The sequence below is a fragment of the Streptomyces sp. iso_384 genome (assembly GCF_056172905.1).
Genome location: NZ_JBWBTT010000001.1, coordinates 2280614 through 2305649 on the forward strand (window position 1 = coordinate 2280614; position 25036 = coordinate 2305649).

Consider the following 25036-nt stretch of genomic DNA (forward strand, 5'->3'; position numbering starts at 1 on the left):
CGCTCCTCAATCGCCGGAGGGGCTTGAGGACAACCTGGCCTTGCTGCTCACGCGCGGGAGGGGCTTGATTCGGCCGGGCATATCCAGCCCGTCCGGCGTTTGAGGACGTCTTGTAGCCCCTCCGGCGAATGAGGAGAGGCAGCCTCGCCGGCGTTTGAGGCGCGGGGGTTCGGGGGCGGAGCCCTTGAGGGGGTACGCGGAAGGGCCCGCCGGAACGGATTCCGGCGGGCCCTTCTTCATTCGGGCGGGCTGCCCCTACTGCTTGCGCAGGCGGAACGTGAGCGCCAGGCCCTCGTCCTCGAACGCCTCGCCGTACGTCCCGTCCGCCTCGCCCTCCGCGTAGTCCACGGCCAGGACCTCCTCGGAGATCAGGGGGGTGTGCTCCGTGAGGGCCTCCGCCGTTGCCGGGGAGGTCGTCGTCCAGCGGACGGCGATGCGGTCCGCCACGTCCAGGCCGCTGTTCTTGCGGGCCTCCTGGATCAGGCGGATCGCGTCACGGGCCAGGCCCGCGCGGCGAAGCTCCGGGGTGATCTCCAGGTCCAGGGCCACCGTCGCGCCCGAGTCCGAGGCGACCGACCAGCCCTCGCGCGGGGTCTCCGTGATGATCACCTCATCCGGGGCGAGGGTGATCTTCTCGCCCTCCACCTCCACCGTCGCCGTGCCCTCGCGCAGGGCGAGGGAGAGCGCCGCCGCGTCCGCCTCGGCCACGGCCTTGGCCACCGCCTGCACACCCTTGCCGAACCGCTTGCCCAGCGCCCTGAAGTTCGCCTTCGCCGTCGTGTCGACCAGCGAGCCGCCCACCTCGGAGAGCGAGGCCAGCGATGTGACGTTCAGCTCTTCCGTGATCTGCGCCCGAAGGTCGGCGGGCAGCGTGTCGAAGCCGTTCGCCGCTACCAGGGCCCGGGACAGCGGCTGGCGCGTCTTCACACCCGACTCGGCGCGCGTCGCCCGGCCCAGCTCGACCAGGCGGCGCACCAGCGCCATCTGGGAGGAGAGGGCCGGGTCGATCGCCGTGGCGTCGGGCTTCGGCCACGACGCCAGGTGCACCGACTCCGGGGCGTCCGGCGTCACCGGGGCGATCAGGTCCTGCCAGACCCGCTCCGTGATGAACGGGACCAGCGGGGCCATCAGTCGCGTGACCGTCTCGACCACCTCGTGCAGCGTGCGCAGCGCCGCCTTGTCGCCCTGCCAGAAGCGGCGGCGCGAGCGGCGTACGTACCAGTTGGAGAGGTCGTCCACGAACGCCGAGAGCAGCTTGCCGGCCCGCTGGGTGTCGTAACCCTCCATCGCCACCGTCATCTGGTCGACCAGCGCGTTGAGTTCGCTCAGCAGCCAGCGGTCCAGGACCGTGCGGTCCGCGGGGGCCGGGTCGGCCTCGGAGGGCGCCCAGGACGAGGTACGTGCGTACAGGGCCTGGAAAGCCACCGTGTTCCAGTACGTCAGGAGCGTCTTGCGGACGACCTCCTGGATCGTCCCGTGGCCCACCCGGCGTGCCGCCCACGGGGAGCCGCCCGCCGCCATGAACCACCGCACCGCGTCCGCCCCGTGCTGGTCCATCAGCGGGATCGGCTGGAGGATGTTGCCCAGGTGCTTGGACATCTTGCGGCCGTCCTCGGCGAGGATGTGGCCCAGGCAGACGACGTTCTCGTAGGACGACTTGTCGAAGACCAGCGTGCCCACCGCCATCAGCGTGTAGAACCAGCCGCGGGTCTGGTCGATGGCCTCCGAGATGAACTGCGCCGGGTAGCGGCTCTCGAAGATCTCCTTGTTCTTGTACGGGTAGCCCCACTGCGCGAACGGCATCGAACCCGAGTCGTACCAGGCGTCGATGACCTCCGGGACGCGATACGCCTCCAGCTGGCAGTTCCCGTGCGTGCACGTGAAGGTGATCTCGTCGATGAAGGGGCGGTGAGGGTCGAGCGACGACTGGTCCGCGCCCGTGAGTTCTGTGAGTTCCGCCCTTGAGCCCACGCACGTCAGGTGGTTGTCCTCGCAGCGCCAGATCGGCAGCGGTGTGCCCCAGTAGCGGTTACGGGAGAGCGCCCAGTCGACGTTGTTGTTCAGCCAGTCGCCGAAGCGGCCGTTCTTGACCGAGTCCGGGAACCAGTTGGTTTTCTCGTTCTCCTCAAGGAGCCGGTCCTTGATCGCCGTCGTCCTGATGTACCAGGACGGCTGTGCGTAGTAGAGAAGCGCCGTGTGGCAGCGCCAGCAGTGCGGGTAGCTGTGCTCGTACGGGACGTGGCGGAAGAGCTTGCCGCGTGCGTCCAGGTCCGCGGTGAGCGCCTCGTCGGCCTTCTTGAAGAAGACGCCACCGACCAGCGGGAGGTCTTCCTCGAACGTGCCGTCGGGGCGGACCGGGTTGACCACCGGGAGGCCGTACGCGCGGCAGACCAGGAGGTCGTCGGCGCCGAACGCGGGGGACTGGTGGACCAGACCCGTACCGTCCTCGGTCGTGACGTACTCGGCGTTGACCACGTAGTGCGCCTCGGCCGGGAAGTCGACCAGGGCGAACGGGCGCTCGTAGGTCCAGCGCTCCATCTCGGCGCCCGTGAACGACTGGCCGGTCGTCTCCCAGCCCTCGCCTAGCGCCTTCTCCAGCAGCGGTTCGGCGACGACGAGCTTCTCCTCGCCGTTCGTCGCGACGACGTACCGGACGTCCGGGTGCGCGGCGACGGCCGTGTTGGAGACCAGCGTCCACGGCGTGGTCGTCCAGACCAGGAGGGCCGCCTCGCCGGCCAGCGGGCCGGAGGTGAGGGGGAAGCGGACGAAGACCGAGGGGTCGACGACCGTCTCGTAGCCCTGGGCCAGCTCATGGTCGGACAGGCCGGTGCCGCAGCGCGGGCACCAGGGGGCGACCCGGTGGTCCTGGACCAGCAGGTCCTTGTTGAAGATCTCCTTGAGCGACCACCACACGGAGTCCACGTACTCCGGGTCCATCGTGCGGTACGCGTCGTCCAGGTCGACCCAGTAGCCCATGCGGGTCGTCAGCTCGGCGAAGGCGTCGGTGTGCCGGGTCACGGACGCACGGCACTTGGCGTTGAACTCGGCGATGCCGAACGCCTCGATGTCCTTCTTGCCGTTGAAGCCCAGTTCCTTCTCCACGGCGAGTTCGACCGGCAGGCCGTGGCAGTCCCAGCCGGCCTTCCGGCCCACGTGGTAGCCCTGCATGGTGCGGAAGCGGGGGAAGACGTCCTTGAAGACGCGGGCCTCGATGTGGTGCGCGCCCGGCATGCCGTTGGCGGTGGGCGGGCCCTCGTAGAAGACCCACTCGGGGCGGCCCTCGGACCGGTCGAGGCTCTTGGCGAAGACCTTGCTCTCGCGCCAGAAGTCGAGCACGGCGTGCTCCAGCGCGGGCAGGTCGACCTGGGCGGGTACCTGGCGGTACTGCGGCGATGTCATGTGCGGCTTCCTCCGGCGGACGTTTTCCACTTCCGTCGGAGGGACGAGAGCCGGATCTGCTCCCGCGGTACCACCCTCCTTGGCCCTGGGCGTGTGCCCCTGGCCCCCTCATTGGGGTCGCGACGCCGGGTCTAGTGGCCTGGCGCCCGTGGGCGTGACCCACGTGTCCCAGGCGTTCTTCCGGCGGCTCCGGGGTGATCTTCACATCGCGCTCGCCCCCGGGCTCCCACCGTCCCCGGGTCGCTGCTGGCTGCGTACGACGCTACTCGTCCCATCCACGCCTCTCGCTGGGCCCAGTGTACGGGCCCGTACGGGCGACGGCCGACCGGTTATCGGCGGCGCGCGGGCGTGACCCGAGTGGCGGGACGGGGCGTCCGGAGTTCCCGGCGGGGGCCGGTGGCCGGATTACCGGGCGGGGAGCTGGGAACAACGGAGGCAGGCGCGCCACGACCGGACACGGGGAGGGGCGAGATGGCGGCGTGCCCCGTTGCCGCGGGGCTGGAGTCGATTTATCGTCCCAGCACGATTCGCGAGCAAGATCACAATATGTGAAGGGGCCGCGGCCATGGTGGCGAAGAAGACGGCGGAAGAGACCGCGGCCGAGCACGACGGCACCCACGAGCCACCGGCCGGCCAGGAGGCCGCGCCCGCGAAGAGGACGGCGAAGAAGGCCGCCGCCAGGAAGACGGCGGCCAAGAAGACGGCGGCGAAGAAGACCGTGGCCAAGAAGGCCGCGGCGAAGAAGTCGGCGGCCGGCGAGGAGCCTGCCGCCAAGAAGACCGCCGCCAAGAAGAGCGCGGCCAGGAAGACGTCGGAAAAGGCCGCGACGGCGGCCACGGAGGCGGCCCCGGCCGCCGAGCAGACGGGAGCCCCAACGGTGGTAGCCAAGAAGAGCGCGAGTCGTCCCGCGGCGGGCGGACAGGCCACGGCCCCGGTGCCACCGGCCCGCGCCGCCGCCCCCGACGAGCTGGCCGTCCGGCCCGGGGAGGACCCCTGGACGCCCGAGGAGGTCACCGAGGCGCGCACCCTGCTCACCAGCGAGATCCTGCGGCTCCGCAGCGAGCTGGAGGCGTCCGGTGCGGCGCTCGCCGGGCTGATGCGGGACTCCGGCGACGGCGCGGGCGACGACGAGGCCGACACCGGCACCAAGAACATCACCCGCGAGCACGAGCTGTCGCTCGCCGCCAACGCCCAGGAGATGCTGGAGCAGACCGAGCGGGCGCTGGCCCGTCTGGAGGCGGGGACGTACGGCCTCTGCGAGATCTGCGGCAAACCGATCGGCAAGGCGCGGATGCAGGCCTTCCCCCGGGCCACCCTGTGCGTCGAGGACAAACAGAAGCAGGAGCGGCGCGGCTGATCCGCACAGGTGTGTCGTACCCTCGTCCTCAGTCAGGCACCTAGGTCGAGGGATTCACGTGGCAGAGGCGGAGCGCATCATCGGTACGCCGGAAAATCCCGATGCCGAGGGCACGGACGAAGGCGGCAGCACGGCCGCCGACGCCGCCGTGAACGCGGGCCGGGGCAAGCGGAAGGTCCTCGTTCTGCTGAGCGTGGCCGTCGTGGCCTATCTCCTGGACCTGGTCAGCAAGATGATCGTGGTCGCGAAGCTGGAGCACCAGCCGCCGATCGACGTCATCGGCGACTGGCTGCAGTTCCGGGCGATCCGGAACGCGGGCGCCGCCTTCGGGTTCGGCGAGGCGTTCACGGTGATCTTCACCATCATCGCCGCCGGTGTGATCGTGGTGATCGTCCGGCTGGCCCGCAAGCTCTACAGCCTGCCGTGGGCCATCGCCCTGGGACTCCTCCTGGGCGGTGCGCTCGGCAACCTCACCGACCGGCTCTTCCGGGCGCCCGGTGTGTTCGAAGGTGCGGTGGTCGACTTCATCGCCCCCAAGCACTTCGCCGTCTTCAACCTCGCCGATTCCGCCATCGTGTGCGGCGGCATCCTCATCGTGATCCTCTCCTTCAAGGGCCTCGACCCCGACGGGACCGTGCACAAGGACTGACCGTGCACAAGTGCTGAGCGGGGCCGGGCCGCGCGGAGAGCTTTCCGCGCAAGGCATACTCGACAGGTGAGTACGCACCCCGAGATCCGCACCCTGCCCGTACCGGACGGCCTGGAAGGCGAGCGTGTCGACGCCGCCATCGCCAGGATGTTCGGTTTCTCCCGCACCAAGGCCGCCGAGCTGGCCGCAGCCGGGAAGGTCCAGGTGGACGGCTCGGTGGCCGGGAAGTCCGAGCGGGTCCACGGGGGCGCCTGGCTGGAAGTGGAGATGCCGGGGGCGCCCGCTCCGGTCCAGATCGTCGCCGAGCCCGTCGAGGGCATGGAGATCGTCCACGACGACGACGACATCGTCGTCATCATGAAGCCGGTCGGCGTCGCCGCCCACCCCAGCCCCGGCTGGACCGGGACCACCGTCATCGGCGGCCTCGCCGCCGCCGGCTACCGGATCTCCACGTCCGGCGCCGCCGAGCGCCAGGGCATCGTGCACCGCCTCGACGTCGGCACCTCCGGCCTGATGGTCGTCGCCAAGTCCGAGCGTGCCTACACCCTGCTCAAGGCACAGTTCCGCGACCGGATCGTCGACAAGAAGTACCACGCCCTCGTCCAGGGCCACCCGGACCCGATGAGCGGCACCATCGACGCCCCCATCGGCCGCCACCCCAACCACGACTACAAGTGGGCGGTCACCGCCGAGGGCAAGCCGTCGGTGACCCACTACGACCTGATCGAGGCCTACCGCGCCGCCAGCCTCCTCGACATCAAGCTGGAGACCGGCCGCACCCACCAGATCCGGGTCCACATGTCCGCCCACCGCCACCCCTGCGTCGGCGACCTCACCTACGGCGCGGACCCGACGCTGGCCAAGCGCCTCGGGCTGACCCGCCAGTGGCTGCACGCCGTGCGCCTGGGCTTCGAGCACCCGGCGGACGGCAGCTGGGTGGAGTTCTCCAGCACCTACCCGGCCGATCTCCAGCACGCCCTCGACACCATCTCCGCGGAGAGCCAGTGACCGCCGGGCCCACCCCGTACAGCACCCGCAGGGCCGTCGAGGAGAGCGACCTCGCCGCCTGCTTCCAGGTCCGCAAGGACGTCTTCGTCGGCGAGCAGAACGTGCCCGAGGAGCTGGAGTACGACGCCTACGACGCGACCGCCGTGCATGTCCTGGCCGTCGCCGCGGACGGTACCGCGCTCGGCACGGGCCGGCTGCTGCACGGTGCGGACGCGGCCGCGAAGACCGGCGGCGACCCGGCCGTCGGCTCGCTGGGCCGGCTCGCCGTGAGCCGTTCCGCCCGCGGTCTCGGGGTCGGTGCGGCCCTCGTCGTGGCCATCGAGGACGAGGCGCGGAAGCTGGGCCTGGCCGCCGTCGACCTGCACGCCCAGACCCACGCCCTCGGCTTCTACGAGCGGCTCGGATATGTCGCGTACGGCCCCGAGTTCCCCGACGCGGGCATGCCGCACCGGGCGATGCGGCGGGAGATCCACCCGGCCTGAACGCCGGAAGCGGGGAGTATCGGCTGAATCGCACACCCCGCGTGGCAGGCTGGAGTTCTTGTTCGGCCGCTCGTGACGTGCCGGACCCGCATGCTCCGGAAGGCCCCTCGTGGAACAGATGTCCCTGCTGCTCCTGCTGTTGCTCGGAGCCGTGGTCACGGTGCCGCTCGGAGCACGGCTGGGGCTGCCGGCGCCGGTGCTGATGACGCTCGTCGGCATCGCGATGGCGTTCATGCCGTTCGTGCCGAACGTCGACGTCCCGCCGGAGATCATCCTCCCCGCGCTGCTGCCGCCGCTGCTCTACGCCACCGTGCAGCGCACCTCCTGGCGGCAGTTCGCCGCCAACAGACGTCCGATCTTCCTGCTGGCCGTGGCCCTCGTCTTCGTCACCACGGCCGCCGTCGCCGCGGTCGCCAACTCCATCGTGCCGGGGCTGCCCATCGCCGCGGCCGTCGCCCTCGGCGCGCTCGTCGCCCCGCCCGACCCGGTCGCGGCGACGGCCGTGGCCGGTTCCGTGGGGCTGCCACGCAGGCTGGTGTCGATCCTGGAGGGCGAGGGGCTCTTCAACGACGTGACCGCCATCGTGCTCTACCACGTGGCCATCGCCGCCGCCGTCAGCGGCACCTTCTCGCTCCCCGAGGCCTTCGGGCTGCTGGTCCTCTCCGCTGTCGTCGCGGTCGCCGTCGGCCTCGCGCTCGGCTGGCTCACCATCAAGCTGATGAACCTGCTCGGCGACGCCACCCTCCAGGTCGGCCTGACCCTGCTGGTGCCCTTCGTCGCCTACGCGCTGGCCGAGGAGCTCGAGGGCTCCGGGGTGCTGGCCGTCCTGACCATCGCGCTGTTCCTCGCCGAGCACACCGCCGACGCCGACGACGTGCTCGGCCGGCTCACCGGACGCACCTTCTGGGACATCGTCGACACCCTGGTCACCGGTGTCGCCTTCGGGCTCATCGGCCTGGAGCTGCACACCGTGTTCGGCACCGCCGACGGGCACGCCCTGGAGATGGTCGGCTGGGGGCTCGCGATCGTCGCCGTCGTCGTCGGCGTACGGCTGCTGTGGCTGCTGCCCGCGACCTGGCTCGCCAAGAAGCTGCACACCCGACGCGACGTCAGCGAGGAGATCCCCACCAGTTGGCGGGAGACCGTCGTGATGTGGTGGGCCGGGATGCGCGGGGTGGCCTCGGTCGCCCTGGCGCTGGCGATCCCGCTGGAGACCGACGACGGGCAGCCCTTCCCCGGGCGCGACGAGATCATCTTCATCGCGTTCGCCGTGATCATGGCCACCCTGGTCTTCCAGGGGCTCACCCTGCCCTGGCTGGTGCGGAAGCTGAGGGTCCGGGCCGACACCGACACCGCGGAGGCGCTGGAGCGGGACCTCGCCATCCGGGCCGCCAAGGCCGCCAAGTACCGCCTCAAGGAGATGCAGGAGGCCGAGGACTTCCCCGAGGAGGTCGTGGAGCGCCTCCAGCGCGCCGCGTACGACATCGGGGCCCGGATCAGCCCGGACGTGGTCGACGAGGAGCGGCGCGAGGCCTACGCCAAGCGCGCCGAGCGCTTCAAGGCGGTCAGCCGGGTCCAGCGCGAGATGATGTCGGCCGCCCGCCACGAGGTGCTCTCCGCGCGCAGCGAGCCCGGCTCCGACCCGGAGGTCGTGGACCGGGTGCTGCGGTATCTGGACTTCCGCTCGCTGCGCTGAGCCTCCGGCGTCCTCAGCCGCGGCCCGTGCGCGGGGCCTTGGAGTCGCCCCGGTCGGCGGGCGGCGACGTCCCGTTGCGGCCGGGCCGGCCCCCGGAGCCGGTCAGCTCCGCCCACTGTTCGCCCGGCGGCAGTACGGCGGGCGCGGTGGCGATCCGCGGCAGCGCGTACGGATGGTGGTCGCGCAGCCAGCCGATCAGCTGCTCGCGCACCGCGCAGCGTGCCGTCCAGATGTCGTCCGCGTCCTTCGCCGTGACCACAGCGCGCACCTCGATGGTGGTCGGTGTGGTGTCGGTGACGGCCAGCGACCAGTCCCGGCCGTCCCAGGCGGCGATGTCCCCGAGGAGGTCCCGCAGCTTCTCCCGCATCGCGGCGACGGGAGCGGAGTGGTCGAGGTGGAAGAAGACCGTGCCCGTCATCTGCGCCCCGCCGCGCGACCAGTTCTCGAACGGCTTGCTGGTGAAGTACGAGACCGGCATCGTGATCCGCCGCTCGTCCCAGGTCCGTACCGACAGGAACGTCAGGGTGATCTCGTCGATCGTGCCCCACTCGCCGTCCACCACCACGGTGTCGCCGATCCGCACCATGTCGCCGAACGCGATCTGGAACCCGGCGAAGAGATTGCCGAGCGTCGACTGGGCGGCGACACCGGCGACGACGCCCAGCACCCCGGCCGAGGCCAGCACCGAGGTGCCGACCCCGCGCATCGCGGGGAACGTCAGCAGCATCGCCGCGAGCGCGACCACCGTCACGACCGCGATGACCACCCGCTGGATCAGCGTCACCTGCGTACGGACCCGGCGGACCCGGGCCGGGTCACGGGTGCCCGTCGCGTACCGCGCGTAACTGGCCTCCACGACCGTCGCCGCGATCCGCACCACCAGCCACGCGGACGCGCCGATCAGCACCAGGGTCAGGGTCTGGCCGATCCCGGCCCGGTGTTCCCACAGCCAGGCGATGCCCGACTGCCGGTAGCTGCCGCGCAGCAGCGCCGTGATGACCACCACCTGCAACGGAGGACGGCAGCGCCGCAGCAGCCCCCACAGCGGGGTCTCGTGGTGACGGCTGTCGGCCCGCCGCAGCAGCAGGTCGACCAGCCAGCCGACCAGCAGGGTGATCACCACGGCACCGCCGATGACGATCAGCGGGCGCAGCACGCTCTCCATTGCCTGGTCCTCCTGGCTGTAGGGCGGGCCTCAGGGCACAAATGGCACCATGGGCCTCATGAACATCATGCTTTTCCACTCGACGTACGGGCTCACGCCCGCCGTGCACGCCGCGGCCGCGCGCCTCAGGGACGCCGGCCATGAGGTGCGCGTGCCCGATCTGTTCGAGGGGCACACCTTCGACACGGTGGAAGAAGGCATGGCCCACAAGGACGAGATCGGCAAGGACGAGCTGCTCAGGCGCGCCGTGCTGGCCGCCGCGCCCTACTCCGACCAGGGGCTCGTCTACGCCGGTTTCTCCTTCGGCGCGGCGACCGCGCAGACCCTGGCGCTCGGCGACGCGAAGGCCCGCGGGCTGCTGCTGTTCCACGGCACCTCGGACATCGCGGAGAACGCCTCGGTGGACGAGCTGCCCGTCCAGCTGCATGTCGCGGACCCGGACCCCTTCGAGTCCCACGACTGGCTGAACAGCTGGTACCTCCAGATGCAGCGGACCGGTGCGGACGTGGAGGTCTACCGCTACCCGGGGGCCGGGCACCTGTTCACCGACCCCGATCGGCACGACTACGACCAGGCGGCCGCCGAACAGACCTGGAAGGTCGCGCTCGGCTTCCTGGCCACCCTGTAGAAACGATCCGGCCCGCTCAGCGCACCGGGCGGTCGGCCCGCTCGACGCGCTGGGTGCCCCTGCGGGTGCGGTAGGAGCGGGTCCAGGCGGTGGTGGCTTCGCGGTCCGTCTTGTCGGACAGCGTGTAGTAGTCCATCTGCGCCCGCTCCGCGGTGACGTCCAGCACCCCGTAGCCGTGGGCGTCCATGTCGACCCACTTCACATGGCGGTTGGCCGCCCGCACGGCCGTCGCCGCGACCACGGACACGGTCCCCGGCGCGACCCGCAGGATGTCGTCGAGGTTGTCGGAGGTCACGGACGTGACGACGAACTCCGTGGCGGCCGATGCCGACAGCGGATACGTGGCCGCCTTCACGGGTACGTCGTTGGCCCACGCCATATGGATGTCGCCGGTCAGGAACACCGTGTCGGCGACGCCCCGGTCCCGCAGATGCGCGATCAGCTCCCTGCGGTCGTCGGTGTAGCCGTCCCACTGGTCGACGTTCACCGCCAGGCCCCCCTTCGGCAGCCCCAGCAGCCCGGCCAGCGGCTCCAGCAGATGCGCGGGGAGCGCGCCGAAGGCGACCGGCGAGATCATCACCGAGGTGCCGACGAGCTTCCAGGCCGCGTCCGACCCGGCCAGCCCCGCCTTCAGCCAGTCCAGCTGGGCCCGGCCGGTGGCCGTGCGCTCCGGATCGTCCACCGCCCCGCTGCCGACCGACGCCTGCTCGGAGCGGAAGCTGCGCAGATCCAGCAGATGGAGCTCGGCGAGCCGCCCGAACCGCAGCCGCCGGTAGACGGTCCCCTCGGTGGAGGCGCGTACCGGCATCCACTCGAAGTACGCCTGCTTGGCCGCCGCCACCCGCTGCTCCCAGGCCCCCTCCGAGCCCGGCGTGTGGTTCTCCGCCCCGCCCGACCAGGCGTCGTTGGCGAACTCGTGGTCGTCCCAGATCGCGATCACCGGGTGCGCCGCGTGCAGCGCCCGGAGATCGGCGTCGGTCTTGTAGTTCCCGTGCCGGGTGCGGTAGTCGGCGAGGTCCAGGATCTCGTGGGCGGGCCGGTGCGCGCGCAGCGTCGTGCCACGCGTGCCGTACTCGCCGGTCCCGTACTCGTAGAGGTAGTCGCCCAGATGTACGACCGCGTCCAGGTCGGGCCGGGCGGCGAGATGCCGGTACGCGGAGAACCAGCCCGCCTCCCAGTTGGCGCAGGACACCACGCCGAACCGGATGCCGGACACCGCGGCGTCGGTGGCGGGCGCGGTGCGGGTGCGGCCGACGGGGGAGACCACGCCGTCGGCGGTGTCGTCGCCCGCCGTGAAGCGGAACCAGTACGCGGTGGCCGCCCGCAGCCCACGGACGTCGGCCTTCACCGTGTGGTCGGAGGCGGCCGACGCGATCGTCGTGCCGGTCGCGGATATCCGGGTGAACTCCCGGTCCTCGGCGACCTCCCAGCGCACCGGGGTGTCCGCACCGAGCCCCGAGCCGGGCTCCGCGCCGGGCTCGGGGGTGACGCGCGTCCACAGCAGGACGCCGTCGGGCAGCGGGTCACCGGAGGCGACGCCGTGCAGGAAGGCGGGGGCCGTGGCCGCCCGGGCGGGGGTCGCGGAGGTGACGGACGCGGTGGCGAGCACGGGGACGGCGGCGGCGCTCGCGGCGGCGGCCCGTACGACGGTGCGGCGGCTCGGCGAGGAAAGGTGTCGACTGGTCACGGCCGATCACCCTACGGGCGCGTACGGCGAACGGGCGGGCGAACAGAGGAAGTTCGCCCGCCCGTCGGGAAACGGTCGCCGGCCGGTGGCCCGGCGGACCCCGGAGCGACCGGAGGCCGCCGAGGTCCGGAGGCGTTACGCCGCGCCGGAGGCGTTACGCCTTGAGCGCCTTGTCGATGGCCTTGGTGAACTCGTCGGCCGTCATGGGGGCGTTCTCGCTGCCCTCGCTGGTGATCTTCTCGCCGTCCATCTTCACCGTCGGCGTGCCCTGCACCCCGCTCTTGTCGAAGGTCTTGGACATCTTCATCGCCCAGGCGTCGAAGGTGCCGTCCTCCACGTTCTTCTGGAAGTCCTTGTTCCCCTTCAGCGCGTCGACCGAGTCCGCGACCTCGATCAGATAGCTGTCCTTGGCGAACTTGTCGTCGCTCTCCTGGGGGTGGAACTTCGCCGAGTACAGCGCGGCCTTGTACTCCAGGAACGCCTCGGGGCTCACGTCCAGCGCCGCACCGAGCGCGCTCAGGGCGTTCTTGGAGCCCTCGCCGTTGTCGGTGTTGTCGATGAAGGTCGCGCCGATGTACTTGACCTTGTACTTGCCGGCCTCGACGTCCTTCGAGACCGTCTCGCCGACGCCCTGCTCGAACGTGGCGCAGACCGGGCAGCGCGAGTCCTCGTACAGCTCCAGGGTCTTCTTCGCGCCGGACTCGCCGACCACCACGGTGGTGCCGTCCTTGCCCGAGGTGTTCTTCGGCGCGGTGACGTTCTTCGCGTCCGCGGCCGCCTCCCAGGCGTCCGGCTTGTTCAGCTGCATCACGCCGTAGGCGATGCCGCCGAACACGGCGAGGGTGGCGACGACCGAGCCCGCCACGACGAGCTGCTTGCGGGTCTTGTCCTTCTTGGCCTGGCGCTCGCGCTCGGCCCGCAGCCGCTCGCGGGCCGCAGCCTTGTTCGCCTGGGTGTTGCGCTTGCTCATGATCGTTCTCCGTGGGTACGTGTGTGGGGAGTGGGCCTGCCGCGTATCGCGCGTCGCCGTGCCCTCAGGCAGCGGCGTACAGCGCGGACGGCGGGCCCCTGCGGCCCACACAGTGCACGAGGAAGCGGGCGGTCAGCGGCGGGTGCGGACGCCCGGCGGGCCGGGCCGGGCGGGCCGCGGACCGGACGCCCGCGCGCACCACGGCGACCGCGGTCAGCAGCGGCCGGAACGCCAGCAGGGCCGCCGCGCGCACCAGCCCGGCCAAGGCCGCCTCGCCGCGCCGCAGCCAGGCCGCGGCCAGCAGCCCGACCGCCACATGGGCGACGAGCAGCAGCCACGGCACGGCCGGTCCGGGCTGTGCCAGCAGCGCCGCCGCACGGTCGCCCGCCCCGGCCACATCGGCCAGCGGGGTGCCCACCGCGCCGACGCCCGCGACCCGGGCCCCGCCCTTGCCGACCTCGCCGCCGCCGCACAGGACGTCGAAGCCCACCGCGCGCAGCGGACCGGCGACCGGGCCGCCGGCCGCCCCGTAACAGAGATGCTGGCCCGTGGTGAAGAGCGTGTCGGCGGCCAGCTCCAGCGGGACCAGCAGCCCCGCGATCGCCCCGAAGCCGCGCTCCCGGCCGGCCAGCGCGTACGCCACCGCGAAGACGACGGCGGTCAGCAGCGCGACCGCGGTCAGCGGCAGCGGAACCCGGGAGAGCAGCACATGGGACGCCGTGGACAGGGTGACGACGAGCGCGGTGAAGACCGCCGCGCGCGCGACCCTGAGCTGCGTCCCTGAGATGTCCATCGCCGGAAAGTGTGTCATGCGTGGAGGTAAGCGGACCTTAAAAGAGGCTGAGAGTCCCCGGGCGTGGCCGCCCGGGGACTCTCAGGCCCTACAGGCCCGGGATCCGGCCGTTGCGGAAGAGGTCCACGAAGATCTGGTGGTCCGCCCGGGCCCGTGCCCCGTAGCTGTGGGCGAAGTCGACCAGCAGCGGCTCGAAGCCCTCCTCGTCGGCCGCGATGGCCGCGTCGATCGCCCGCTCCGTGGAGAACGGCACCAGCGAGTGGCCGCTCTCGTCGTCGGCGGCCGCGTGCATGGTGGCCGTCGCCCGGCCCAGGTCCGCGACGACCGCCGCGATCTCGTCCACCTCGTCGATGTCGGACCAGTCCAGATCGACCGCGTACGGCGAGACCTCGGCGACCAGCTGACCGGAGCCGTCCAGCTCGGTCCAGCCCAGCCACGGGTCCGCGTGGGCCTGGAGCGCGCGCTGCGAGATCACCGTGCGGTGCCCCTCGTGCTGGAAGTACTCCCGCACGGCGGCGTCCGTGATGTGCCGGGAGACCGCCGGGGTCTGCGCCTGCTTGAGGTAGATCACCACATCGTTCTCCAGGGCGTCGCTGTTGCCCTCCAGAAGGATGTTGTACGAGGGCAGCCCGGCGGATCCGATGCCGATGCCCCGGCGGCCCACCACGTCCTTGACCCGGTAGGAGTCCGGCCGGGTCAGGCTCGTCTCCGGCAGCGTCTCCAGATATCCGTCGAACGCGGCCAGCACCTTGTAGCGCGTCGCGGCGTCCAGGTCGATCGCACCGCCGCCGTCCGCGAACCGGCGCTCGAAGTCCCGGATCACCGTCATCGAGTCCAGCAGCGAGAAACGCGTGCGCGAGCGGGCGGCCCGCAGCGCGCCCAGCAGCGGGCCGTCCGCGGTGTCCAGCGTGAACGGCGGCACCTCGTCGTTCTTCGCGCCCGTCGCCAGCGCGTGGATCCGCTCGCGGTAGGAGGCGGCGAAGATCCGGACCAGCTCGGTGATCTGCTCGTCGGCCAGCGCCTTCGCGTAACCGACCAGCGCCACGGAGGCGGCGAACCGCTTCAGGTCCCAGGTGAAGGGGCCCACGTACGCCTCGTCGAAGTCGTTGACGTTGAAGACGAGGCGGCCGTTGGCGTCCATGTACGTGCCGAAGTTCTCCGCGTGCAGATCGCCGTGGATCCACACCCGGCCGGTGCGCTCGTCCAGGAACGGGCCGCCGTGCCGCTCCCGCTCCAGGTCGCTGTAGAACAGGCAGGCCGTGCCCCGGTAGAAGGCGAAGGCCGAGCCCGCCATCTTGCGGAACTTGACCCGGAAGGCGGCCGGATCGGCGGCCAGCAGCTCCCCGAAGGCGGTGTCGAAAACGGCGAGAATCTGCTCCCCGCGCTGCGCTGCGCCGGTCTGCGTTTCCGACATCTCTTGCTGCCTCCTGCTGTAGCTGGCGTGTCTGGCCGGACCCCGGGTCCAGGTGACCGAGTGCATGACAAAACGGACACGTGTCCCGCCTTCTCCAACGCTCGGCGGAAGCCGGGAGTGCCCGTCGTTCGGGTCCGTCACGTCGTAGACTTCCACGCTGTCCCCCCGTCCGTCATCGCCCGACTTCCCGGAGGCCCGACGCCGTGACCAAGCCGCCCTTCACGCACCTGCACGTTCACACCCAGTACTCGCTGCTGGACGGTGCGGCGCGGCTCAAGGACATGTTCGAGGCGGCCAACGAGATGGGCATGACGCACATCGCGATGACCGACCACGGCAACCTCCACGGCGCGTACGACTTCTTCCACTCGGCGAAGAAGGCGAACGTCACGCCGATCATCGGCATCGAGGCGTACGTCGCCCCGGAGTCGCGCAAGCACAAGCGCAAGGTGCAGTGGGGACAGCCGCACCAGAAGCGCGACGATGTGTCCGGATCCGGTGGTTACACCCACAAGACGATCTGGGCGTCCAACAAGACCGGGCTGCACAACCTCTTCCGGCTCTCCTCCGACGCGTACGCCGAGGGCTGGCTCCAGAAGTGGCCCCGGATGGACAAGGAGACCATCTCCCAGTGGTCCGAGGGGCTCATCGCCTCCACCGGCTGCCCCTCGGGCGAGGTGCAGACCCGGCTGCGGCTCGGCCAGTTCGACGAGGCGGTCCAGGCGGCCTCCGACTACAAGGACATCTTCGGCGAGGGCAGGTACTTCCTGGAGCTGATGGACCACGGCATCGAGATCGAGCGCCGGGTCCGTGACGGGCTGCTGGAGATCGGCAAGAAGCTGCACATCCCGCCGCTCGTCACCAACGACTCCCACTACACCTACGCGCACGAGGCGACCGCCCACGACGCCCTGCTCTGCATCCAGACCGGCAAGAACCTCTCGGACCCCGACCGCTTCCGCTTCGACGGCACCGGCTACTACCTGAAGACGACGGACGAGATGTACGCCGTCGACTCCTCCGAAGCCTGGCAGGAGGGGTGCCGCAACACCCTCCTGGTCGCCGAACAGATCGACACCACCGGCATGTTCGAGGCGAAGAACCTCATGCCGAAGTTCGAGATCCCGGACGGTTTCACGGAGATCACCTGGTTCCAGGAGGAGGTCCGGGTCGGCATGGCCCGCCGCTTCCCGAACGGGGTCCCCGACGACCGGCAGAAGCAGGTCGAGTACGAGATGGACATCATCATCCAGATGGGGTTCCCGGGGTACTTCCTGGTCGTCGCCGACTTCATCATGTGGGCCAAGAACAACGGCATCGCGGTCGGCCCCGGCCGAGGCTCCGCCGCCGGTTCGATCGTGGCGTACGCGATGGGCATCACCGACCTCGACCCGATCGAGCACGGGCTGATCTTCGAGCGGTTCCTCAACCCCGAGCGCGTCTCCATGCCCGACGTCGACATCGACTTCGACGAGCGCCGGCGCGTCGAGGTGATCCGGTACGTGACCGAGAAGTACGGCGCCGACAAGGTCGCCATGATCGGCACCTACGGCAAGATCAAGGCCAAGAACGCCATCAAGGACTCCGCGCGCGTCCTGGGCTACCCGTACGCGATGGGCGACCGCCTCACCAAGGCCATGCCCGCCGACGTCCTCGGCAAGGGCATCGACCTCAACGGCATCACCGATCCCAAGCACCCGCGCTACAGCGAGGCGGGCGAGATCCGGGGGATGTACGAGAACGAACCGGACGTCAAGAAGGTCATCGACACCGCCAAGGGCGTCGAGGGCCTGGTGAGGCAGATGGGCGTGCACGCCGCCGGCGTCATCATGTCCAGCGAGCCGATCGTCGACCACGCGCCCGTCTGGGTCCGGCACACCGACGGCGTCACCATCACCCAGTGGGACTACCCGCAGTGCGAGTCGCTCGGCCTGCTGAAGATGGACTTCCTCGGCCTGCGCAACCTGACGATCATGGACGACGCCATCAAGATGGTGAAGTCCAACAAGGGCATCGACCTGGAGATGCTCTCGCTGCCGCTGGACGACCCCAAGACGTACGAACTGCTCTGCCGCGGTGACACGCTCGGCGTCTTCCAGTTCGACGGCGGGCCCATGCGCTCCCTGCTCCGCCAGATGCAGCCCGACAACTTCGAGGACATCTCCGCCGTCTCGGCCCTCTACCGGCCGGGCCCGATGGGCATGAACTCGCACACGAACTACGCGGAGCGCAAGAACGGCCGCCAGGAGATCACCCCGATCCACCCGGAGCTGGAGGAGCCCCTCAAGGAGGTCCTCGGCCTCACCTACGGCCTGATCGTCTACCAGGAGCAGGTCCAGAAGGCCGCCCAGATCGTCGCCGGGTACTCGCTCGGCGAGGCCGACATCCTGCGCCGCGTGATGGGCAAGAAGAAGCCCGAGGAGCTGGCGAAGAACTTCGTCCTCTTCGAGAAGGGCGCCAAGGAGAAGGGCTTCTCCGACGCGGCGATCAAGGCGCTGTGGGACGTCCTGGTGCCGTTCGCCGGGTACGCGTTCAACAAGGCGCACTCCTCGGCGTACGGCCTGGTCACCTACTGGACCGCCTACCTCAAGGCGAACTACCCCGCCGAGTACATGGCCGCCCTGCTGACCTCGGTCAAGGACGACAAGGACAAGTCCGCGGTCTACCTCAACGAGTGCCGCCGCATGGGCATCAAGGTGCTCCCGCCCAACGTCAACGAGTCGCTGTCCAACTTCGCCGCCCAGGGCGACGACGTGATCCTCTTCGGCCTGACCGCCATCCGCAACGTCGGCCAGAACGTCGTCGACTCGATCATCCGGTCCCGCAAGGCGAAGGGGAAGTACAGCACCTTCCCCGACTTCCTGGACAAGGTCGAAGCGGTCGTCTGCAACAAGCGCACCGTGGAATCGCTCATCAAGGCGGGCGCGTTCGACGAGATGGGACACACCCGCAAGGGTCTCGTCGCCCACCACGAGCCGATGATCGACAACGTGGTGCAGGTCAAGCGCAAGGAGGCCGAGGGGCAGTTCGACCTCTTCGGCGGCATGGGCGAGGAGGAGAGCGACGAGCCGGGCTTCGGGCTCGACGTGGAGTTCTCCGACATCGAGTGGGAGAAGGCCTATCTGCTCGCCCAGGAGCGGGAGATGCTCGGCCTGTACGTCTCCGACCACCCGCTCTTCGGCCTGGAGCACGTGCTGTCCGACAAGGCCGACGCCTCGATCTCCCAGCTCATGGGCGGCGACTACAGCGACGGCTCCGTCGTCACCGTCGGCGGCATCATCTCCGGCCTCCAGCGCAAGATGACCAAGCAGGGCAACGCCTGGGCCATCGCCACCGTGGAGGACCTGGCCGGCTCCATCGAGTGCATGTTCTTCCCCGCCACCTACCAGCTGGTCTCCACCCAGCTCGTCGAGGACACCGTCGTCTTCGTCAAGGGACGCCTCGACAAGCGCGAGGACGTGCCCCGGCTGGTCGCCATGGAGATGCAGGTCCCCGACATCTCCAACGCCGGGACCAACGCCCCCGTCGTCCTCACCATCCCCACCGTGAAGATCACCCCGCCCATGGTCACCCGGCTCGGCGAGGTGCTCAGCCACCACCGGGGCGACACCGAGGTGCGCATCAAACTCCAGGGCCCCCGCAAGACCACCGTCCTGCGGCTGGACCGGCACCGGGTCAAGGCCGACTCGGCGCTCTTCGGCGACCTGAAGGTGCTGCTCGGCCCGTCCTGCCTGGCCGGCTGAGCCCGAGCACGACACGACAGACATGACGAGAGGGGCGTCCCGCCGGTGCGGGGCGCCCCTCTCGCCGTCTTCAACGCCAGTCTCTACCGCGAGCGGCCGACGGGTCAGTTGTGGCCGAAGCGTCGCTGATGCTTGCGCGCCACGTCGGACGGGCTGCCCTGGGCCTGCGCCTGCGGCTGGTTCTGGGACTCGAACGCCGTCGACTTGGCCTGCTCCGCACTACGCTCCGACGCGGACGCGCGGTCGTGCTGGCTGCCCTGCTTGCGGTTCTTGTTCTTGGCCATGGTGAATGCCTCCTGTGGGGAATCCTGGGGGGCCAGGACCGCTGTCAGACTCACATAGCGCCGCAAACACCGCATGTTGGATCATTACCGTGCGTAGCGGTTTCCGCAGTGGCTTGCTGTTCCGCCGCCGTTTCGCCTTCTTCCCGTATTCCTTTCCGGATCCGCCACGCCGATGATCCAGTTCCGGCCGTTAACCCCTGCGCGGTCGGGCAGACTCGAAGGAAACCCTGGGTAAGCGGACCCGGTCATCGAGGAGCGGGCCGCTGAACCGTTCCCGAATTCTGGAAGAGGGTGGAACGCGTGGACCGTTGCGTCGTCCTGGTGGACGCCGGCTACTTGCTGGGCGCAGCCGCGAGTCTGCTGGCCGGAGAGCCCGCCCGTTCCCGCATCACCGTCGACCACGCGGCCCTCATCCAGGGGCTGCGCGAGCGCGCCGAGGCCGATACCCAACAGCCCCTGCTGCGCATCTACTGGTTCGACGGCGCCCCCGACCGGGTGCCCCAGCCCGAGCACCGCCGGCTTCGCGTGATGCCCCGGGTGACCGTACGGCTGGGCGCCCTGACCCGCAGCGACGGACGCTGGGCGCAGAAGGGCGTCGACGCCGCGATGCACGCCGAGCTCACCGAACTGGCCAGGAACCGGGCCTGCTCCGATGTGGTCCTGGTGACCGGCGACGGCGATCTGCTGCCCGGTCTGATGTCCGCCAAGGAACACGGCGTCGCCGTCCACCTCTGGGCCGTACAGGCCGCCGACGGCGACTACAACCAGTCCGAGGACCTGGTCGCCGAGGCCGACGAACGACGGGTCCTCGACCGGGCCTGGATCACCAAGGCGGTACGCGCCAAGGACACCGGCGGCAGCTGCGCCCCGCCGCCCGCCCCGCGCCCCGAGATCGCCGCGATCCTCTCCGCGCCGCTGCCCGAGGCGGCCCTCGCCGCCTCCGCCGAACGCGCCTCCGAGGCACAGGCCGCCGCCGCCCGGAGCGGCTCCGAGGCCCCCGCCGAGAACGCCCCCGCCGCCGCCTCGTCGGACACCCCGTCGGCCCCCGGGCACAAGACCGTCCCCACCCCCAAGGACCTGGCCGCGCTGCGCGCCCACGCCACCCACCCCGACCGCCAGCACCCGCCCCAGCCCGCGGGCGCCACCCTGCGCTGGTCCTCCGACAAAGGGTGGGTGGAGCGCGGCGGTCCCCTCGGCGAACCCGCCGAGACCGCTTCCCTGCCGACCCTCGCCCAGGTGACCAGCGCCGAACAGCGCTGGGCGGACCGGGAGGAGGACATCACCACCGTCGGCGGCGACCCCTTCGAGGTGGGCCAGGTCTTCGCCCGCCGCTGGATGGAACGGCTGCCGGAGACGGTCCACCTGCAGAAGCTCTCCACCATGTACCCGCGCATCCCGCACCGGATCGACGGCGAACTGCTGCGGTACGCGGCCCGTTTCGGGCTCCTCGCCCACAAGGACGACCAGATCGACGAGCACGACCGCTACGCGATCCGGGCCGGCTTCTGGCGGGAGATCGACGTACGGGCCGCCGCCGAGCACGTACCGGCGGGGGAGTAGGCGGGGCAGCCGCCGTCCGCCCCGGAGGCGACGCGGGGTGGCCCCGGACGCGAGCCGGGGCGGGTGACCCCGTACCCTCGTACCTCGTGAGTACGGGCACAGCACAGGCGGAGAGGGACACCGGCACCGTGTGCGCGGTGCGCGATCTGGTCAAGACCTATCCTGCCGTCCGGGGCCGCCGAGGCTCCCCCGCGGCCCCCGAGATCCGCGCCACGGACAGCATCAGCCTGGACGTCGAGCGCGGCGAGATCTTCGGGCTGCTCGGCCCCAACGGCGCCGGCAAGTCCACCCTGGTCCGTCAGCTCACCGGACTGATGCGGCCCGACTCCGGCAGCGTCGAGGTGCTGGGCCACGACCTCGTACGCCACCCCGAACGGGCGTCCCGGCTGATCGGCTACCTCGGGCAGGAATCCACCGCCCTCGACGAACTGACCGTCTCCCTCGCCGCCGAGACCACCGGACGGCTGCGCGGCCTCGCCGTACGGGAGGCCCGCGCCGAGCGCGACGCCGTCCTGGAGGAGCTGGGCCTCACCGAGATCGCCGGGCGGCCCCTGAAGAAGCTCTCCGGCGGTCAGCGCCGGCTCGCCTGCTTCGCCGCCACCCTGGTCGGGGACCGGCCCGTCCTGGTCCTCGACGAACCGACCACCGGCATGGACCCGGTCGCCCGCCGCGCCGTCTGGGCCGCCGTCGACCGCCGCCGAGCCGAGCGCGGGGCCACGGTCCTGCTGGTCACCCACAACGTGATCGAGGCCGAGACCGTCCTCGACCGGGTCGCCGTCCTCGAACGCGGCCGGGTCATCGCCTGCGACACCCCGGCCGGGCTCAAGGAGAAGGTCGCCGGAGAGGTGCGCGTCGAGCTGATGTGGCGCGAACGGGCCCCGCTGGACGTCCCCGAGGTGGCGGCGCTGCGACCGTCCGCCCAGGAGTCCGGGCGGCGCTGGGTGCTGCGGCTGAGCCCCGACGAGGCGCGGGCCGCGGTCGCCGCGGTGACGGGCGGCGCGGCCTTCGCCGCGCTCGACGATTTCACCCTGGCCACACCCAGCCTGGAAGATGTCTATCTCGCGCTCGGGGGAGACGCGGCCAATGCGACCAAGGGGCTGGTGAAGGCGTGAGGGACAGGGCAGGCGTCGAAAACGTGAACGCCGCGGACGCGGCGGACGTACTCGACAGGGTGGACGGTCCGGACGTGTTGGACGTGCCGGACGGGTTTGACGTGGTGGACGTGTCTAAGGGGAGCGGCCTCAGGTGACGAGCATCATTCCGGCCAGGACCGTACCGGCCCGCGTCCGGCCCGCGTCCGGCCCCTCCATGGCGCCCCCTGCCCGTACCGTCGCCGAGCCCCTCGCACCGCGCGCCCGGCTGCTGCCCTCGCTGGCCGCCGTCTACCGCGCCCAGCTCTCCCGGGCTCGGGTCGCCCGGATCCCGCTGCTCTTCGTGGCGACCTTCCAGTCCGTCGGGATCATGGTCCTGATGCGGGGGGTCGTGGACGGCGGCGCGGAGGCCCGCGCGGTGGTCGCGGGATCCAGCGTCCTGGTCGTCGCGTTCGTCGCGCTCAACCTGCTCGCCCAGTACTTCGGGCAGCTGCGGGCGTCCGGCGGGCTCGACCACTACGCCACGCTGCCCGTGCCGCCCGCCGCGGTGGTGCTCGGGGCGGCCGGCGCGTACGCCTCCTTCACCGTGCCCGGCACGGTCTTCACCGCGATCACCGGCAGCGTGCTGTTCCAGTTGCCGCTGACCCATCTGTGGGTCCTGGTGGCCGTCGTGCCGCTCTCCGGAGCCGCCCTGGCCGGTCTCGGCGCGGCCCTCGGGCTGCTCGCCCCGCGCCCGGAGCTGGCGACCCTGCTGGGTCAGCTGGGCATGTCGGCCGCCCTGCTGCTCGGGGTGCTGCCCGCCGAGCGGCTGCCGGAGCCGGTGGGGTGGGCGCGCGATCTGCTGCCCTCGACGTACGGGGTCGAGGCGCTGGCCCGGTCCTTCGACGCCCGCCCGGACTGGGGGGTCATCGCGTTCTTCCTCGGGATCTGCGCGGTGGTGGGGGTTCTCTCGCTGGCGGTGGCGACGTGGGCGTACCGGCGGGCCGCCGTACGGTAGCCGGTGAGGCGCCTCACAGGGTGGCCTGGCACGATGGCAAGGTGACCGCACCTCTGACGCCGCCTCACCAGCCCGGGCCCCACGATCCGTGGCAGGCCCCGCCCTCGGGCTCCCACCTCGCGCTCTCCCCGGGCTCGCCGGACGACCCGGACACGGCCACCGAGCTCCGCCAGGCCGCCGTCGTCGTGGTCCTGGTCGCGCTCGCGGGCCTCGTGCTCGGGCTGCTGTGGCTGTGGCTCGCGCCGCGTGTTCCGCTGGTCTCCGACGACACGGCCGTCTTCCTGAAGAACAGCGAGGGCGAGGAGGCGATCGGCGCGGACGGAACGTTCGTCCTGCTGGCCATCGGCTTCGGCGTGCTCTCCGCCGCCGCCGTCTTCTGGCGGCTGCGCCGCGGGGGCATCCTCGTGGTCGTGGGTCTGGCGCTGGGCGCGGTGCTCGCCTCGCTGCTGGCGTGGCGGGTCGGCATCTGGCTGGGGCCGTCGTCCGATGTGGTGGGCCGGGCCCGGGAGGCCGGCCAGGGCGTCACGTTCGACGCGCCGCTGGAGCTGCACGCGGTGTGGGTGGCGATGCTGGCCTGGCCGTTCGCGGCGATGGGGATCCATCTGCTGCTGACTGCGGCGTTCGGGCCGCGGGATGTGGAGCCGGACTGGGCGGGGTCGGGGTACGCGAAGTATTACGGGGAGCCGGAGCCGGGGGCTCCGTCGCCGCCCGCGGGGGGCGGTGGGCCGGCGTAGGGGCGCCTGCGGCGGGCCTGTTCCCCTGCCCGCCCCTTCCCGAAGCCGGGGCTCCGCCCCGGGCCCCGCTCCTCGATCGCCGGAGGGGCTGGATCATGCCCGCGCGATCTCCGCGAAGGTCGCCCCCGTCAGCTCGGCCAGATCCGTCGCCGCCAGCTCGACCTCGAGGCCCCGGCGGCCCGCCGACACGCAGATCGTGGCGTGCGTGCGCGCCGACGCGTCCAGCACCGTGCGCAGGCGTTTGCGCTGGCCCAGTGGGGAGATGCCGCCGCGGACGTAGCCCGTGGTGCGTTCCGCGGCCGCCGGGTCCGCCATCGTTGCCCGTTTGCCGCCCACCGCGGCGGCCAGGGCCTTGAGGTCCAGGGAGCCGGCCACCGGGACCACCGCCACCGTCAGGGCGCCGTCGACCTCCGCGACCAGGGTCTTGAAGACCCGGTCGGCGGAGACGCCGAGGGCCTCGGCGGCCTCCTCGCCGTAGGACGGGCTCGCCGGGTCGTGGTCGTAGGCGTGCACCGTGAAGGCGGTGCCCGCCGCGGTCAGGGCGACCGTGGCGGGGGTGCCGCCCGACTGCTGCTTCTTGGGCTTCTTCGCCAACGCGGGCCGGTCCTTGTCAGTTGGGGTGGGTGGGAGCCCGCGTCAGGTCCGTCGCGGGCAGCGAGGGCAGGTGCCGGATGACCGCGGTCTCCTTGCGCAGCAGTGTCAGCTCCTCGCGCAGCCGGGTCGCGGTGTCCGGGGCCTGGAGCAGGCGCTGTTTGGTGGGGACGTCCAGGACCGTGGCCGCCGCGACCAGGTAGGAGATCACCGACGGGTCGTCGGGGAGGTCGGCGCCGGTCGCCAGGGAGCGTTCGCTCGCTCCGGCCAGCCGCTTCTGGTAGGCGCGGAAAGCCCGCAGAACGCCCTCCGCCAGGGCTCCGGCCTCGTCGCCCTCGTCCTCTCCGGGCGGCTCCTCGGCCAGGTCCTCGACCTCGGCGGTCAGATACGGGCCGCTCGTCTCGACCGACAGCAGCCTGACGCGGGTGGTGCCGGTGGCCAGGACCTCGAAGCTGCCGTCGGCGCGTTCGCGGATCGTCGCCGCGTCGGCGACGCAGCCGACCCGGTGGAAGGTCTGGATCGGGTCGGGGCCGAAGCCCTCCGCCGGGGCGCGCTCGGCGGGCGGGGCCGCCGCGACCGTGTCCGGCATGCCGGTGGCCGTCGGGGCGATCTCGCGGCCGTCGCGGATCGCGACCACGACGAAGCGGCGAGGTTCGTCCTCGTCGCTCTTCAGCAGCTCCCGCATCATGGCGCGATATCGCTCTTCGAAGACGTTGAGCGGCAGCACCAGGCCGGGGAACAGCACCGCGTTGAGCGGGAAAAGGGGAAGGCGGGCGGTGGTCACAACG

At 71.3% G+C, this 25036-nt stretch carries 21 protein-coding genes; 12 read left to right on the forward strand and 9 right to left on the reverse strand.

The window, feature by feature from the left end:
• Positions 1 to 255 precede the first annotated feature (255 nt).
• Complete coding sequence (ileS, locus tag AC0VY3_RS09965; protein ID WP_475549439.1) at positions 256 to 3399, reverse strand: isoleucine--tRNA ligase; 3144 nt, start codon at positions 3397 to 3399, stop codon at positions 256 to 258.
• Between the two features lie 565 nt (positions 3400 to 3964).
• Here ileS and AC0VY3_RS09970 point away from each other — a divergent pair.
• From AC0VY3_RS09970 to AC0VY3_RS09990, 5 genes are all read left to right on the forward strand, one after another.
• Positions 3965 to 4756 carry a TraR/DksA family transcriptional regulator gene (locus AC0VY3_RS09970; RefSeq protein ID WP_103506952.1) on the forward strand — a complete coding sequence of 264 codons (792 nt, stop codon included), beginning with the start codon at positions 3965 to 3967 and terminating at the stop codon, positions 4754 to 4756.
• A gap of 58 nt (positions 4757 to 4814) precedes the next feature.
• Positions 4815 to 5405, forward strand: coding sequence for a signal peptidase II (gene lspA, locus AC0VY3_RS09975; RefSeq protein WP_103506951.1), 591 nt, complete (start codon positions 4815 to 4817; stop codon positions 5403 to 5405).
• A gap of 66 nt (positions 5406 to 5471) precedes the next feature.
• Positions 5472 to 6413, forward strand: a complete 942-nt coding sequence (locus AC0VY3_RS09980) for an RluA family pseudouridine synthase (RefSeq protein WP_103506950.1) — start codon at positions 5472 to 5474, stop codon at positions 6411 to 6413.
• A complete protein-coding gene (locus AC0VY3_RS09985) occupies positions 6410 to 6895 on the forward strand; it encodes a GNAT family N-acetyltransferase (RefSeq protein WP_103506949.1) in 486 nt (161 codons plus the stop codon). The genes AC0VY3_RS09980 and AC0VY3_RS09985 overlap by 4 nt, the downstream gene beginning before the upstream one ends.
• A gap of 109 nt (positions 6896 to 7004) precedes the next feature.
• On the forward strand, positions 7005 to 8591 hold the full coding sequence (locus AC0VY3_RS09990; protein WP_103506948.1) for a Na+/H+ antiporter: 1587 nt from the start codon (positions 7005 to 7007) through the stop codon (positions 8589 to 8591).
• Between the two features lie 13 nt (positions 8592 to 8604).
• On the opposite strand, the gene AC0VY3_RS09995 is transcribed toward AC0VY3_RS09990, so the two are convergent.
• Positions 8605 to 9756, reverse strand: coding sequence for a mechanosensitive ion channel family protein (locus AC0VY3_RS09995; protein WP_475549440.1), 1152 nt, complete (start codon positions 9754 to 9756; stop codon positions 8605 to 8607).
• A gap of 49 nt (positions 9757 to 9805) precedes the next feature.
• Between AC0VY3_RS09995 and AC0VY3_RS10000 the strand changes: the two genes are divergently transcribed.
• Positions 9806 to 10384, forward strand: coding sequence for a dienelactone hydrolase family protein (locus tag AC0VY3_RS10000; RefSeq protein WP_103506946.1), 579 nt, complete (start codon positions 9806 to 9808; stop codon positions 10382 to 10384).
• 16 nt (positions 10385 to 10400) lie between these two features.
• On the opposite strand, the gene AC0VY3_RS10005 is transcribed toward AC0VY3_RS10000, so the two are convergent.
• The 4 genes from AC0VY3_RS10005 to AC0VY3_RS10020 all read right to left on the reverse strand — a co-directional run bounded on the left by AC0VY3_RS10005 (position 10401) and on the right by AC0VY3_RS10020 (position 15248).
• A complete protein-coding gene (locus tag AC0VY3_RS10005; RefSeq protein ID WP_475549441.1) occupies positions 10401 to 12071 on the reverse strand; it encodes an alkaline phosphatase D family protein in 1671 nt (556 codons plus the stop codon).
• A gap of 154 nt (positions 12072 to 12225) precedes the next feature.
• A complete protein-coding gene (locus AC0VY3_RS10010) occupies positions 12226 to 13041 on the reverse strand; it encodes a DsbA family protein (RefSeq protein WP_103506944.1) in 816 nt (271 codons plus the stop codon).
• Between the two features lie 64 nt (positions 13042 to 13105).
• Positions 13106 to 13834, reverse strand: coding sequence for a hypothetical protein (locus tag AC0VY3_RS10015; protein WP_475549442.1), 729 nt, complete (start codon positions 13832 to 13834; stop codon positions 13106 to 13108).
• An 88-nt stretch (positions 13835 to 13922) separates the two neighbouring features.
• A complete protein-coding gene (locus AC0VY3_RS10020; protein WP_475549443.1) occupies positions 13923 to 15248 on the reverse strand; it encodes a DUF2252 domain-containing protein in 1326 nt (441 codons plus the stop codon).
• 203 nt (positions 15249 to 15451) lie between these two features.
• Between AC0VY3_RS10020 and dnaE the strand changes: the two genes are divergently transcribed.
• Positions 15452 to 18991 (forward strand): DNA polymerase III subunit alpha, encoded by a 3540-nt coding sequence (gene dnaE, locus AC0VY3_RS10025; protein WP_475549444.1) that lies wholly within the window; start codon positions 15452 to 15454, stop codon positions 18989 to 18991.
• A gap of 104 nt (positions 18992 to 19095) precedes the next feature.
• Here the strand turns inward: dnaE and AC0VY3_RS10030 are convergent, their stop codons facing one another.
• The gene (locus AC0VY3_RS10030; RefSeq protein WP_010057923.1) at positions 19096 to 19275 is read right to left on the reverse strand and encodes a hypothetical protein; all 180 of its coding nucleotides are present in this window, start codon (positions 19273 to 19275) and stop codon (positions 19096 to 19098) included.
• 291 nt (positions 19276 to 19566) lie between these two features.
• Between AC0VY3_RS10030 and AC0VY3_RS10035 the strand changes: the two genes are divergently transcribed.
• The 5 genes from AC0VY3_RS10035 to AC0VY3_RS10055 all read left to right on the forward strand — a co-directional run bounded on the left by AC0VY3_RS10035 (position 19567) and on the right by AC0VY3_RS10055 (position 23657).
• Positions 19567 to 20835, forward strand: coding sequence for an NYN domain-containing protein (locus AC0VY3_RS10035; protein ID WP_170994564.1), 1269 nt, complete (start codon positions 19567 to 19569; stop codon positions 20833 to 20835).
• A gap of 128 nt (positions 20836 to 20963) precedes the next feature.
• Complete coding sequence (locus tag AC0VY3_RS10040) at positions 20964 to 21947, forward strand: ABC transporter ATP-binding protein (protein ID WP_103507159.1); 984 nt, start codon at positions 20964 to 20966, stop codon at positions 21945 to 21947.
• On the forward strand, positions 21944 to 22084 hold the full coding sequence (locus tag AC0VY3_RS10045) for a hypothetical protein (RefSeq protein WP_181010698.1): 141 nt from the start codon (positions 21944 to 21946) through the stop codon (positions 22082 to 22084). The genes AC0VY3_RS10040 and AC0VY3_RS10045 overlap by 4 nt, the downstream gene beginning before the upstream one ends.
• Positions 22081 to 22923 carry an ABC transporter permease gene (locus AC0VY3_RS10050; RefSeq protein ID WP_475549445.1) on the forward strand — a complete coding sequence of 281 codons (843 nt, stop codon included), beginning with the start codon at positions 22081 to 22083 and terminating at the stop codon, positions 22921 to 22923. The genes AC0VY3_RS10045 and AC0VY3_RS10050 overlap by 4 nt, the downstream gene beginning before the upstream one ends.
• Before the next feature lie 20 nt (positions 22924 to 22943).
• Entirely contained in the window at positions 22944 to 23657 is a 714-nt protein-coding gene (locus AC0VY3_RS10055; RefSeq protein ID WP_103507171.1) for an ABC transporter permease, read from the forward strand.
• Between the two features lie 93 nt (positions 23658 to 23750).
• Here AC0VY3_RS10055 and ybaK read toward each other — a convergent pair whose 3' ends face one another.
• Positions 23751 to 24251 (reverse strand): Cys-tRNA(Pro) deacylase, encoded by a 501-nt coding sequence (gene ybaK, locus AC0VY3_RS10060; protein WP_103507161.1) that lies wholly within the window; start codon positions 24249 to 24251, stop codon positions 23751 to 23753.
• A gap of 16 nt (positions 24252 to 24267) precedes the next feature.
• Positions 24268 to 25032 (reverse strand): LON peptidase substrate-binding domain-containing protein, encoded by a 765-nt coding sequence (locus AC0VY3_RS10065; RefSeq protein WP_030086839.1) that lies wholly within the window; start codon positions 25030 to 25032, stop codon positions 24268 to 24270.
• Positions 25033 to 25036: the final 4 nt, after the last annotated feature.

What these genes read in the sequence shown, in the direction of transcription:
- AC0VY3_RS10015 (WP_475549442.1), bottom strand. Translation starts at nt 13,834, where the DNA reads ATGGACATCTCAGGGACGCAGCTCAGGGTCGCGCGCGCGGCGGTCTTC.
- AC0VY3_RS10000 (WP_103506946.1), top strand. Translation starts at nt 9,806, where the DNA reads ATGGGCCTCATGAACATCATGCTTTTCCACTCGACGTACGGGCTCACG.
- AC0VY3_RS10020 (WP_475549443.1), bottom strand. Translation starts at nt 15,248, where the DNA reads ATGTCGGAAACGCAGACCGGCGCAGCGCAGCGCGGGGAGCAGATTCTC.
- AC0VY3_RS10030 (WP_010057923.1), bottom strand. Translation starts at nt 19,275, where the DNA reads ATGGCCAAGAACAAGAACCGCAAGCAGGGCAGCCAGCACGACCGCGCG.
- AC0VY3_RS10010 (WP_103506944.1), bottom strand. Translation starts at nt 13,041, where the DNA reads ATGAGCAAGCGCAACACCCAGGCGAACAAGGCTGCGGCCCGCGAGCGG.
- ileS (WP_475549439.1), bottom strand. Translation starts at nt 3,399, where the DNA reads ATGACATCGCCGCAGTACCGCCAGGTACCCGCCCAGGTCGACCTGCCC.
- AC0VY3_RS09970 (WP_103506952.1), top strand. Translation starts at nt 3,965, where the DNA reads ATGGTGGCGAAGAAGACGGCGGAAGAGACCGCGGCCGAGCACGACGGC.
- AC0VY3_RS09995 (WP_475549440.1), bottom strand. Translation starts at nt 9,756, where the DNA reads ATGGAGAGCGTGCTGCGCCCGCTGATCGTCATCGGCGGTGCCGTGGTG.